Raw genomic sequence first — 12571 nt, forward strand, 5'->3', positions numbered from 1 at the left:
TTTCAATTGACCCTTTTTGCCGCCAAAAGCAAGGCCTTGGTGAGCACCTTCAGGGCGTCAATAAGGGGTTGGGCGCGGTCTTCGTCGAAGATTTGCGGTGCCGCCATATCCAGATAGACGTCCTGCACAACTTCGACCTGTACGGCATAGATATCATCTTCGGGGCGTCCGTGGGCGCGGGTGGTGTAGCCGCCCTTGAACCGGCCATCGAGCACGGCGGAAAACGGGCTTATGGTGAGATAGTCCTGAAGCTTGAGCTTCAGGGCGGGGGTGACGGTCTGGCCGTCATCTGTGCCGAAACTAAGGTCGGGCAGGCGGCCTTCGAACAGGGTCGGTATTTCCGGCCTGATGGAATGGGCATCGATCAGGAGGGCAAAGCCATGTTGTTCGCGGGCGGCCTCAAGCAGGCGTTCAAGCTCGGCATGATAGGGCCACCACAACTGTTGTCGCCTGAGGTTTATCTCAGCCTGATCCGGTTCCTCACCGGCCTTATAGATCGGGTTGAGATCAAAGTCGGTCAGCGGGCACAGCGGGGTTTCAAAACGTCCCGGATACAGAGGTGAACTGTCGGGCGCGCGGTTCAGATCGATCACATACCGCGAATGGGTTGCCCACAGGGTAGATGCGCCTTCGGTCTGTGCAAAGTCAAACAGACGATGCACATTGAAATCTGTTTCGTTGACGCTCAGGCCGGTGTCGTTCATCCGTCTGGCAATGTCAGGCGGTAAACAGGTGCCGACATGTGGCGCAGCGATAACCAGAGGTGAGGTGCCCTGATGGCTGATGAAGGGCGCGTTAAGGGAATGCGGAGAGGCTGACATTACGGCAGTGGAACGGTTGCGCAAGGCCTTGTCAAGCGACCGTGACGCGGCACCATCAGAAATCAGGTTGCGCGCTTCCATGAATTGTTAACCGATGGCATTCAATCATTAGTTGTGTTGCTGAAAAATGATTCGGAGGGGTTGATGCCTTTAGCAAAAATAGCGCCGGATTTGTTTGCCGATTTGTCCCCTGAGGCCCGCGTTCAACTTGGGGCCTCGGCTCAGACAAGACATCTGACCAAGGGAGACCATCTGTTCAGGTGCGGACAGGTGGCTGGTCATGTCTTCCTTCTGGTGAGCGGGGCGGTCAGGCTGTATCGCGAAACGCCCGAAGGTAAGGTGGCGGGTTTGCATATTGTTATGCCCGGTCAGTTACTGGGCGAGACGGAGTTACTGGAAGACAGTGGCCACTACAGTACCTCAGCGGAGATTATGGAGTCCGCCCGCGCGCTGATGTTTCCGCGGGCGGTTTTCAGACTGGCCATGAGTGCCCATCCGGCGCTTATGCTTAATCTGTTGCAGCTTTCGGCGCGTCAGGTGCAGCAGATGCGGCGTGATCGTGAGCAATTACTGACGCTTAAGGCGTCGCAGCGGTTGGGCTGCTTTCTGATGCATCTGTGTGCCGAGCGCGATTATGCACCGGAGCGCTTTCCTTTGCCCTATACCAAATCCGTCCTGGCGTCAGGACTTGGGATGGAGCCGGAAACCTTTTCGCGAGCTCTGGGGCAGCTTAAGGGCATGGGGGTGCACCTCAAGGGGCGCGAGGTGGAAATGAGTGACATGGAGGCGATGGAGACGCGCATCTGTCAGGCCTGCTCGCTCAGTGACAATTGCGCCGTGCGCCAGTATTTGCGGGAGCCAGAGATGGCAATGCGTCTGGTGTCCTGAGCGCCTCGTTGGACTTTGTGTAGCGGACGGGCTAAGAGCAGGGCAGGCGCGTGAGATTTGCGACCGGCTGAGTGCTTATTATGGATTTCCAAAAGATTTTCAGCGACCGCAAGGTCGTGTTCGCTTGTGCAACCTTGTGCTGCTTTTTGTGGGGCAGCGCCTATCCCGCCATCAAAATCGGTTACGAGCTTCTATCGATTGAACGCAGCGATATTGCGTCACAGCTGGTGTTTGCCGGCTGGCGCTTTGTTTTTGCCGGTCTGGTGCTTCTGGTGTTTGCGCATTTTACCGGCCTGAAGGTGTTCGGTTTTACACGGCGTCAGGCAGGTGAGATTGCCATTCTGGGGCTATGGCAGACCGGTTTGCAATATGTGTTCTTCTATGTCGGGGTGGCTAATGCCACGGGCGTCAAGGCCTCCATTATGAACGCGACGGGTGTGTTTTTCAGCGTACTGCTGGCGCATTTTATCTATCAGAACGATAAGCTGTCGCCGCTTAAGGCGCTGGGGTGCGTGCTCGGGTTTATCGGGGTGATGGTTGTCAATTTCAAACCGGGGGCGCTTGATCTTGAGTTTTCGCTTATGGGCGAAGGCTTTGTGGTTATTGCCGCCTTTGTACTGTCGGCGGCGGTGATATTCGGCAAGCGTCTATCGCAGAACATGAACGCCATTGTTATGACGGGCTGGCAATTGGGGATCGGCGGTGTGGCCCTGACGGTGGTGGGGTATATCAGCGGCGGCCATATGGGGCCGGTCGGGCCTGAGGCTGTGGCCTTGCTGGCCTATATGGTGCTGTTATCGTCGGTAGCCTTTGCTTTGTGGGGGATATTGATGAAGTTCAATCCCGTGGGGCTGGTGGCGACGTTCCAGTTTCTTATTCCTGTGGCTGGCGTTCTGCTGTCGGGCCTGTTTCTGGGCGAGACGATCCTTGAGGCCAAGAACCTTATGGCGCTGGTGCTGGTCTGTGTTGGGATTTGGCTGGTGACGCGCACGGTACGGGCGAAGTAAATTAAGAAACCCTCACCCCGACCCTCTCCCTGAGAGGGAGAGGGAGAGGGGGAGCGGTATGGTCGGGGTCTCACACCTCGGGGCTAACGGGTGCAGGGCCTGAGGCCCTGCCTAGTTGACGGTGGGGCGGTTGATGGTCAGGGCGTCGCCGTTGAAATCTACGCTCAGGACATCGCCATCGCTGAAGTCGCCATTAAGGATGCGTTTGGCGATGCCATCGACCAGTTCCTTTTGGATCACGCGCTTGAGCGGGCGCGCGCCATAGGCGGGGTCATAGCCCTTGTCGGCTAGATGGCTGAGGGCGGCATCGGTGATCGAGAGTGTCATGTCCCGATCCGCCAGACGCTTTTCCAGACCCTTAAGCTGGATGCGGACGATGTCGTTCATGTTCTCACGGCCAAGGCGATGGAACAGGATGGTTTCGTCGATCCGGTTGAGGAACTCAGGACGGAAGTGACGACGCACGACCTCCATGACCAGCGGGCGAATGGTTTCGATATCCACTTCATCGTCCATATTGACCAGAATGTCCGACCCGAGGTTCGAGGTCATGACGATCAGAGTGTTGCGGAAATCAACCACGCGTCCTTGTCCGTCGGTCAGGCGACCATCATCCAGGACTTGCAGCAGGATGTTGAACACATCGGGGTGGGCTTTTTCCACCTCGTCGAACAGCACCACCTGATAGGGGCGACGGCGCACGGCTTCGGTCAGGGCCCCGCCTTCGTCGTAGCCGACATAGCCCGGAGGTGCGCCGATCATGCGCGAGACGCTGTGCTTTTCCATATATTCGGACATATCAAGACGGGTAATGGCCGTTTCGTCGTCGAACAGAAATTCGGCCAAAGCCTTATTGAGCTCGGTCTTGCCCACACCGGTTGGGCCGAGGAAAAGGAACGAACCGATGGGGCGGTTAGGATCCTTGAGGCCCGCACGGGCACGGCGCACAGCATCGGACACGGCGACAAGCGCTTCGTCCTGACCTACGACGCGTTTGCGCAGTTCGTCCTCCATTTTCAGGAGTTTTTCGCGTTCACCCTCAAGCATCTTATCGACGGGGATTCCTGTCCAGCGCGAGACGACCTGCGCAATTTGCGAGGCATCGACGACTTCGGGCGTCAGGGGCGCTTCGTTAGAGGCCTGATCGGCATCGGCAAGCTGCTTTTCGAGTTGCGGAATCTGGCCATAAAGAATTTCCGAGGCGCGGCCCAGATCACCGTTGCGCTGGGCGACAGCCAGTTCGTTACGGGCACGATCCAGCGCTTCGCGAGCGCGGGATGCGGCCCCGACCTTGTCCTTTTCGCCCTTCCAGCGCAGGGTCAGTTCGGCTGATTTTTCCTCAAGTTCGGCCAGTTCCCCATTGAGGCGTTCAAGGCGGGTCTTTGAACCAGAATCGTCTTCCTTTTGTAAGGCTTCACGCTCGATTTTAAGCTGGACGATGCGGCGATCCAGTTCATCCAGTTCTTCGGGCTTGGAATCGACGGCCATGCGCACGCGCGAGGCCGCTTCGTCGATGAGGTCAATGGCCTTATCGGGCAGGAAGCGATCAGCGATATAACGGTTCGACAGGGTGGCCGCCGAGACAATGGCGCTGTCGGAAATGCGCACGCCGTGGTGCAGTTCGTATTTTTCCTTAAGGCCGCGCAGGATGGAGATCGTGTCCTCAACCGTTGGTTCCTGCACAAATACCGGCTGGAAGCGGCGGGCAAGGGCAGGGTCTTTTTCAACGTGCTTGCGGTATTCATCAAGCGTGGTTGCACCAACGCAGTGAAGCTCACCGCGCGCCAGAGCCGGTTTCAGAAGGTTAGAGGCGTCCATCGCGCCATCAGATTTACCGGCACCCACAAGAGTGTGCATCTCGTCAATGAACAGCACGATCTGACCTTCGGCCTGAGTGACTTCGGTCAGGACGGCCTTGAGGCGTTCTTCGAACTCGCCGCGATATTTGGCACCGGCAATCAGCGCGCCCATATCGAGCGACCAGAGTTTCTTGTCCTTAAGGGATTCAGGCACGTCACCATTGATGATGCGCTGCGCCAGACCCTCGACAATGGCGGTCTTACCCACGCCGGGTTCACCGATCAGGACAGGGTTGTTCTTCGTGCGGCGTGCCAGAACCTGAATGGCGCGGCGGATTTCTTCATCGCGGCCGATTACTGGGTCGATCTTGCCGTCCAGCGCGTCCTGCGTCAGGTCGCGGGCATACTTGTTGAGCGCATCAAAGCCAGATTCGGCGTTTGATGAATTGGCAGGCTTGCCTTTGCGGAATTCTGTTTGCGCCTCTTTCAGCTTGCCGAGGCTTATACCTGCGGCCTTAAGCAGATTAGCGCCTTCGGTATTGTTGAGCGCAGCCACGAGCAGGCGATCCGCCGTGACAAAGGCGTCGCCCTGTTTGTTGGCTTCGTTTTCAGCTTCGGTAAACAGCTTGGCGGTGTCGTTGTGCATATAAAGCTGCTGACCCTCGCCCTGCACGGACGGCAGCTTGCCAAGGGCCGTATCGACGGCACCTATAAAGGCTTCGGTACGACCGCCAGCACGCTCAATGAGGTGACGGGCAATGGCATCGCGATCTTCGGTGAGGGCTTTAAGGATATGCAGTGGCGTCAGGTACTGATGATTGCGGCTTTGGGCAATCGCCTGAGCGCTCTGGATCGTTTTTTGTGTCTTTTCAGTGTATTTTTCAGGATTCATAAGGTGGCTCCCCATGTCGGCGGATTGAATATAAGGCGGCCCTTTTTGATTTAAGCGACCGCCTCTGACACCGATATGGTGTGATTTTTACACCACACAAGGGGCGGGTGCGCAGGATATTCTGTCGCACCCAAATCAGTTGTTTTACGGTATTACCGCACAGGCAACGCGTGCGCCTGCGCCGCCGATGGGCTGCGTGATATGGTCGTCAGGATTGGCGTGTATAACCAGCGCCGAACCATCGGCGTCCTTAAGGGCCGGACGGTCGTCACCTTCAACGGGATCATAGGTTACGAAGGTCGAGAACAGTTCGACCTGAGCCGTGCCGTCGGCGTGGACAAAGATATTGGGCAGGTCGCCGGAATCGTTGGCTTCGGCATTCAACAGGCCGTGCGTGGCTTTCTCGAGGCCATGATGGTGGACATGGGCACCGGAATTAAGGAACTTTTCCTGATCGCCGCAGTCGCCTTTGGCGTGGAAGTGGATGCCGTGCCAGCCAGGGGTGAGGCCCTTAACGTCCACGCGCAGCAAAACGCCTTTGGGGGCCGCCTGAGCGGTGACATGCCCCAGTACGCTGCCGTCATTGCCTTTGATCGTGCCTGCACCCGATTCGGTGTGGTTATGGGCCAGAGCCGGAACCGCTGAGAGAATACCGGCTACGGCCAGTAGCGAAAGCGTCTTACGCATTTAAGTACCCTTAAAAATATAGACTGAAGCAGGTGCAAAGCATGGCATGCCTGCGAACGGTTATCAACATACTGTGATACGTGCATGGTAACAAAATCCGTTGCCCGTAAGGATTCAATAGGGAGGCTGGCCTTGACCCGTCTGATGGAGTCATTGCTTTATGCCACCTTATCATGCGTCAGGTGGACAGGATGTCGGACGATACTATTGCCCTTGAGACTAGCTGGAAGGCGGCCTTGGCCCCTGAGTTCGCATCACCGTACATGGCGGCGTTGAAAGCCTTTCTTAAGGCGGAAAAAGCCGCCGGAAAGACTATCTTCCCAAAAGGCTCAGAATATTTCAACGCCCTTAATCTGACGCCGCTGGATCAGGTGAGGGTGGTGATACTGGGGCAGGACCCTTATCACGGGCCGGGGCAGGCGCACGGCCTGTGTTTCAGCGTGCGGCCCGATGTGCGCACCCCGCCGTCTCTGGTTAATATCTATAAGGAGCTGAAGACCGACCTCGGGATTGAACCGGCGCGACACGGCTTCCTTGAGCATTGGGCCAAACAGGGGGTTTTGCTGCTCAATAGTGTGCTGACGGTTGAGGCGGGGCTGGCGGCGTCGCATCAGAAGCGCGGCTGGGAACAGTTTACCGACGCGGTGATCGCCAGAGTCAATGAACGCGACATACCGGTGGTGTTTATGCTCTGGGGGGCCTATGCGCAGAAAAAGGCGGCCTTTGTCGATCAAAGTCGTCATCTGGTGCTTAAGGCGGCGCATCCGTCGCCCCTGTCGGCACATAACGGATTTTTAGGCTGCCGTCACTTCTCTCAGGCCAATGCCTTTTTGACGGATAAGGGGCAGCAACCTATTGACTGGCAACTGCCTGCGTTGTGAGGTGGGCCTTTCAGCTTGCCGGAAGCGGCGCACCCTTATACAGCTTTGATTCCGATTAGGTTCGTACCACTGAGACCCGTTTATGACCGATGATGATGACGATATCCCCATGCCGCCTGAGCCCTATAGCTGCATCTTCTGTTCGGAAACGATAGAGAATGAGCAGGCGGCAGTGGCGCTGACGGCGACGTGGATGCCACATTGGCGGGCCGGACGGTTTTCACCCTTGGCGCAGGATTTCTGGGCCCATTCGGTCTGTTTGCAGAAAAACTGGAAGGGGGCCTGGCCGTGGGAAGAGCAGGTGCTTTTCGGGGCCGACAAGGGCGATGAGCTCGATTATGTCGAAACCCTAGCCCTGAGTGTGGCCCGTCCCGAAGATCGGGAAACCATAGAGGAAACTCTGGGCTTTGCGTTCGAGGAGGGCCTGAGCCATGCCTATGGGTCTGACCTGATCGATCAGATCATACCGTTCCTGACGCACATTGAGCCAACGCTTCTGACCAGCGGCACCTATTATGTGCTGGCGGACATGGACGGACAGATTGCAGCCTGTGGCGGCTATAGCTTCTCGGCACCGGGAACAGCTAAACCAACCGCAGGCACAGCGCATATTCGCCATTTCGCCACACACCCTGACTATGCCGGTTATGGTCTTGGGCGGCGCTTGTTCGATCATTGCCTAAAAGAGGCGAAGGCCGCTGGCGCGCAAGAGTTTGTCTGCTACTCGGGTCTGAACGCCGAAGGCTTCTACCAGACTCTGGGCTTTGAGCGTGAAAGTTCGATTGAAATCCATATAGGTACGGCCAATTCCGGCGTTGCCGTGGTTATGCCTGCGGTCATGATGCGCTACCGACTGTCTGATCACGCAGAATTTAAACCGGTTTCCGAGGATGGGGCGCAATGAAATGATTGCCTCGCTTAATATTAGACGTTAGATTTCCAGACGGAGCCGCATAAGGCTTCGTTCCGGATTTTTCCTTCAATGTTACTTTTTGCCTGTGCTGTTGTGCTGCTGCTGGTGGTGCTGAACGGCATTTTTGCCATGTCCGAACTGGCGGTGGTATCCTCACGGCGGCCCAAGTTACAAAGCCGTGCTGAAAAAGGCGATAAGGGGGCGGCGCAGGCCCTTAAACTGTCTAATGATCCGACGCGTTTTCTGTCTGCCGTTCAGGTGGGGATTACGCTTATCGGTATTCTTGCGGGTGCCTATGGTCAGGCGACCATCGCGGGCGAGCTTGATCTTATTATCGAACACAATTTTCCGGTGTTGACGCCTTACTCGCAGGGCATCGCCACAGGTATCGTTGTTGTGCTGATTACCTATCTGTCGCTGATTGTCGGCGAACTGGTGCCCAAGCGTCTGGCGCTGATGTTCCCTGAAACCATAGCCGGTATTGTATCGCGTCCTTTATCGTTCATGGCGCTGGCCATGGGGCCGTTTGTCACGCTTCTGACATCATCGACCATGCTGGTGCTCAAGCTTTTGGGCATCAAGGATGAAAAGGGCGAAACCATCACCAAGGAAGAGGTCGAAAGCGCTCTGGCCGAAGGTATGGGCGCGGGCCTGATCGAGCCTGAAGAACAGGCGATGATGACCGAAGTGATGCGTCTGGGCGACCGTCCTGTGCGTGTAGCCATGACGCCGCGTCCCGAAGTGTACTGGATATCGCTTGAGGACGAAAAAGAAGCGCTGGCGCAGGATATCCGTAACTGTCCCTATTCGCGCATTGTTGTGGCGCGGGGACAGGATATGGAAGACCCGATCGGCATTCTGCATAAACGCGATGTCGCCGATGTGCTGCTGAGCGGTGAGGCGCTTGACCTTGAGGCCTTGGTGGTTTCCCCGATCTATATACCTGATACGACGTCGCTTTTGAAGGCGCTTGAGATGTTCAAGGCCTCCAAGCTGCATATTGCCTTTGTCATTAATGAATTTGGCACCATCGAAGGCGTTCTGACGCCGACCGATCTGCTTGAGATGATTGCCGGTGATTTCAACGAAGAGCATGACGATGCCGCGCCGATGATCCTGCAACGCGAGGATGGCTCCTATCTGGTGGATGGTCGGGCGGATCTGTTCGAACTGTCTGAGACGCTGGGCGAGGATTTCGAGCCGGGGTCAGGCTATCATACGGCGGCGGGCCTTGTGCTGCACAAGCTCGAACGCTTCCCAAAGGAAGGGGAGTATGTGCGTATCGGCCGTTTCAAGGTCGAGGTCATCGACATGGATGAGCGGCGTATTGACAAGCTTTTGTTTCAGGTAATCCCAAAGGGAGAGCGGAAACAGAAGGATACGCATCACGAATGAATAAAGCGCTTGGTCTGAAAAATCTGTTACGGAAACTTCTGGGAAATCCGGACGAATGGTTCAGGCCGAAAGCTTATGGGGTCGGGATAGAGCCGGGAAGTTGGCAAGGTATTGTTATTTTAGTTCTTTTCGTTGTAGGTTTGGTGGTCATAGCCGTGGTTGCCGGACAGTCAATCTAGTAAGAAAGATGCCCCACCACCACCGTGCTATGCACGGCGGTCCCCCTCCCCATCAGAGATGGGGAGGTATGAAAGGGATGAAGCGGGTGTCCTGCATACTTCCCTATCTTTGATGGGGAAGGTGGATTTGACATCGTCAGATGTCAAAGACGGATGGGGTTTCTTTCTTTATTCTACATTACAGTTTGGGGTAATCTTCAGCCTTGCCCTTCTTGACGCCCATTCGCTCAAGGACCCCAAGCAACAGGGCGGAAAAGACAAAGGCCATATGCATGACCACCACCCACATCAGAGTGTTGGAGCTGTATTTTTCGATATTCAGGAACACCTGAAGCATATGAATGGAAGAGATGGCGACAATGGAGGAGGCAACCTTGATTTTCAGCGAACCGGCATCAAGCTTGCCGATAAAGCTGACGTCGCCCTTGCCTTCTTCTTCGTCAAAGCGGGAAACGAAGTTCTCATAGCCTGAGATCATAACCATGACGATCAGTGAGGCCACCAGCGCCGCATCAATCAGGCCAAGCATGGCCAGGATCATCTGATTTTCGCCGTAATCAAAGACATGGCTGGCCACTTTCCAGAATTTCAGCGCGAAGGATACCGCATAGACGGCGAGGGCTGCGGCCAGACCGAGATAAAAGGCCACCAGTATCCAGCGGCTTGAGAGGATGACACGTTCAACCAGACGTTCCAGTGCGGGCATGTTTAACTCCAATCTTACAGCGCGGAGCTTTTACGGATCAATTTCACCGGCGCAACAAAAAACCGGCGCAGATGACTGCGCCGGTTTATGTTTTTTCGTTTTCAGGGGCGATTAGCCGTGTCGCACCTGATTAACAAAGGCCTGCACCTGTGATTTCAGGGTTTCAGACTGCTGCACCAACTGGGCAGCGGTATTCAGGGTGCGTGAGGAGGCCTCACCGGTTTCCTGAGTGGCCATGGCCAGACTGTGGACATGGGTGGCGACTTCGTCAGTGCCCTGTGACGCTTCGTGGACGTTGCGGGCAATGTCATCGGTGGCCGCGCCCTGCTGGGTCATGGCTTCGGAGATGGCCAGAGAGAACTGGCTCATTTCGTGGATGATGTCGCGGATCGAGGCAATGGCTTCAACCGTGCCGTTGGTCGCTGACTGAATGGCCGATATCTGCTCGCCGATTTCGTCGGTTGCCTTCGCCGTCTGATTGGCCAGAGACTTGACCTCGGTGGCGACCACGGCAAAGCCCTTACCGGCATCACCGGCACGTGCCGCCTCGATGGTGGCATTAAGCGCCAGCAGGTTGGTTTGCTGGGCAATAGCCTGAATGAGGGTAACGACTTCACCGACCTTACCTGCCGCAGCCTCAAGCTCACGGATACGGGCGTCGGAGCGGTTGGCTTCGTCCACGGCGCGGCGCGCTATGGTCGATGAGGCCTCGGCCTTGGAGGTGATCTCGTTAATCGAACTGGTCAGTTCTTCGGAGGCAGCGGCAACGGTTCGGACGTTGTTGGCTGCCTGTTCGGTGGCCGAGGCAATAGTTGTTGTCTGGCCGGAAGCATTGGAAGCGATCTGACTTAAGGCTTCGGCGGAATTGCGCATATCAATCGAGGCCGAGGCCACCTGATCGACCACGCCACCGACGGCCTGTTCAAATTCGATAGCCAGCTTGTCCATCGCGGCCTTACGCTCTTCGGCGGCTTGCAACTGACGATGATGTTCAGCATCAGCATCGGCGGTGACGCGGTCGCGCAGGCTGTCACGGAAACGTAAGACGGCCTTGCCGATCTGACCGATTTCATCGGCACGTCTGGCTTCGGGGACCTCGGCATTGTGATCGCCTGAGGCCATGCGGTCAAAGGTACGCCCAAGGACTTTGAGGGGCGCGCCGACCATCCGGTTGAGCACAAGGAAAAGAATGCCTGCCGCAATAAGTATGCTCAAGACCGAGAGGGCCAACATGATAGTGTTGTTTTTATTGGCTTCGGCATTCAGGGTGGCGTTAGGAACCGCGACCACAACGGCCCAGCGTTCTGACGTGCCGCCAGCAGCCACGGGCAGGGCCAGATAATGCCAGCCTTCGCCCTTGGTGGTGGCGTCCGTGCTGGCGGGTTTGTTGGTGGCGATGGCTTCGGCGGCCACCTTGGCAGACGCTGGATCAGTGTCTTTCAGGGGCTTGCCTGTGGCTGCGGCGTCAGGATAGCTGACGGCCATACCGGCGGAGCTGACGAGAGCGACAAAGCCGGTACCGAAGGGTTTAACCGATGCCAGTTCTGCATTGAGGTCGTTCAGGGCAATATCAATGCCGGCTGTACCGTAATACTGGCCATTGACCTTGATGGGGGCGCTGAAGGTGGTAATCAGGAAATCCTTGCCGCCGACACTATAGCTATAAGGCTCAATGGCGATCATACGATCGTTTTTCTTGGGCAGTTGATAATAGTCTCCGGCCCCGTCCTGATCATAGCCAACCAGAGGCTCTTTTACGACCGAACCCGCGCCGCGGTTCCAGTAGGGGACGAAACGCCCGCTGGCGTCATGGCCGTCTGTACCGGCGTAATCTGCATCCTTGCCATCAAGGGCATCCGGCTCCCAGCCTGACCATACCCCCAGCAAATCCGGATTGGCCTCAAGGCTGCTCTTCAGTATGCCATCATAGACCGCACGATCAGTGACCCCTTGTGCGCGTAAGGCCCCCATCGCCGAGACGGTTTCCTGAGCGGTACGTGCCGCCAGATCGAGCCGGTTCTGCACACGTGCGGCCTGATTTTCCGCGACATTAGACTGTAGGACATCATTTTGCCCGGACAGGGTTGAATTGGTCTGTTGCGATATGAACAGGGTGCCGATGCCAAAAACGGCAGCGACGCTGACGGCACCGATAAGAGATATCTTGGCCGACAAAGAACGGGAAAACATGTGCGCCCCACACGAGCTGATTACTGAGAATATCACCGTGATGTGGAATCGGTTTCTCAACCGTTAACTATGGGGCGCCAAAGGCCTTTGCTTACCGTTTAGGATGGAAAAAAGAGACGGTTTTTGTGGTGAAAGCTTGACTTGGGGCCATTCAGTGATCATAAGCCCCTCTTTCATCCCCACCCGCTTTGCAGGTGCGGGGTACTACGGGTT

Annotated in this window: 11 protein-coding genes; 6 read left to right on the top strand and 5 right to left on the bottom strand. The window is 56.4% G+C overall.

Going from position 1 to position 12571, the window contains the following annotated elements; translation table 11 throughout:
• Nucleotides 1-2: 2 nt before the first annotated feature.
• Complete coding sequence (gene hutG, locus E5201_RS04535; protein ID WP_246050396.1) at nt 3-902, bottom strand: N-formylglutamate deformylase; 900 nt, start codon at nt 900-902, stop codon at nt 3-5.
• 63 nt (nt 903-965) lie between these two features.
• Between hutG and E5201_RS04540 the strand changes: the two genes are divergently transcribed.
• Together E5201_RS04540 and E5201_RS04545 are read left to right on the top strand one after the other, a co-directional pair.
• Entirely contained in the window at nt 966-1709 is a 744-nt protein-coding gene (locus E5201_RS04540; RefSeq protein WP_140984822.1) for a Crp/Fnr family transcriptional regulator, read from the top strand.
• 80 nt (nt 1710-1789) lie between these two features.
• Entirely contained in the window at nt 1790-2716 is a 927-nt protein-coding gene (locus E5201_RS04545) for a DMT family transporter (RefSeq protein ID WP_140984823.1), read from the top strand.
• Nucleotides 2717-2827: 111 nt separating this feature from the next.
• Here E5201_RS04545 and clpB read toward each other — a convergent pair whose 3' ends face one another.
• On the bottom strand, nt 2828-5407 hold the full coding sequence (clpB, locus tag E5201_RS04550) for an ATP-dependent chaperone ClpB (protein WP_140984824.1): 2580 nt from the start codon (nt 5405-5407) through the stop codon (nt 2828-2830).
• Between the two features lie 144 nt (nt 5408-5551).
• On the bottom strand, nt 5552-6094 hold the full coding sequence (locus E5201_RS04555) for a superoxide dismutase family protein (protein ID WP_140984825.1): 543 nt from the start codon (nt 6092-6094) through the stop codon (nt 5552-5554).
• Between the two features lie 191 nt (nt 6095-6285).
• On the opposite strand from E5201_RS04555, the gene ung reads away from it, so the two are divergent.
• The 4 genes from ung to E5201_RS04575 all read left to right on the top strand — a co-directional run bounded on the left by ung (nt 6286) and on the right by E5201_RS04575 (nt 9462).
• A complete protein-coding gene (gene ung, locus E5201_RS04560) occupies nt 6286-6975 on the top strand; it encodes a uracil-DNA glycosylase (protein ID WP_140984826.1) in 690 nt (229 codons plus the stop codon).
• Nucleotides 6976-7057: 82 nt separating this feature from the next.
• Complete coding sequence (locus tag E5201_RS04565; RefSeq protein WP_140984827.1) at nt 7058-7879, top strand: GNAT family N-acetyltransferase; 822 nt, start codon at nt 7058-7060, stop codon at nt 7877-7879.
• Between the two features lie 78 nt (nt 7880-7957).
• A complete protein-coding gene (locus tag E5201_RS04570; RefSeq protein ID WP_181404538.1) occupies nt 7958-9283 on the top strand; it encodes a hemolysin family protein in 1326 nt (441 codons plus the stop codon).
• Nucleotides 9280-9462: a hypothetical protein gene (locus E5201_RS04575; RefSeq protein WP_140984828.1), complete on the top strand. Its 183-nt coding sequence runs from the start codon at nt 9280-9282 to the stop codon at nt 9460-9462. Before E5201_RS04570 ends, E5201_RS04575 begins: the two co-directional genes overlap by 4 nt.
• A gap of 178 nt (nt 9463-9640) precedes the next feature.
• On the opposite strand, the gene E5201_RS04580 is transcribed toward E5201_RS04575, so the two are convergent.
• Both E5201_RS04580 and E5201_RS04585 read right to left on the bottom strand, forming a co-directional pair.
• The gene (locus E5201_RS04580) at nt 9641-10168 is read right to left on the bottom strand and encodes a TIGR00645 family protein (RefSeq protein WP_140984829.1); all 528 of its coding nucleotides are present in this window, start codon (nt 10166-10168) and stop codon (nt 9641-9643) included.
• A 111-nt stretch (nt 10169-10279) separates the two neighbouring features.
• The gene (locus E5201_RS04585; protein ID WP_140984830.1) at nt 10280-12358 is read right to left on the bottom strand and encodes a methyl-accepting chemotaxis protein; all 2079 of its coding nucleotides are present in this window, start codon (nt 12356-12358) and stop codon (nt 10280-10282) included.
• Nucleotides 12359-12571 lie beyond the last annotated feature (213 nt).

The organism is Asticcacaulis tiandongensis, assembly GCF_006475605.1.
Taxonomy (GTDB): domain Bacteria; phylum Pseudomonadota; class Alphaproteobacteria; order Caulobacterales; family Caulobacteraceae; genus Asticcacaulis; species Asticcacaulis tiandongensis.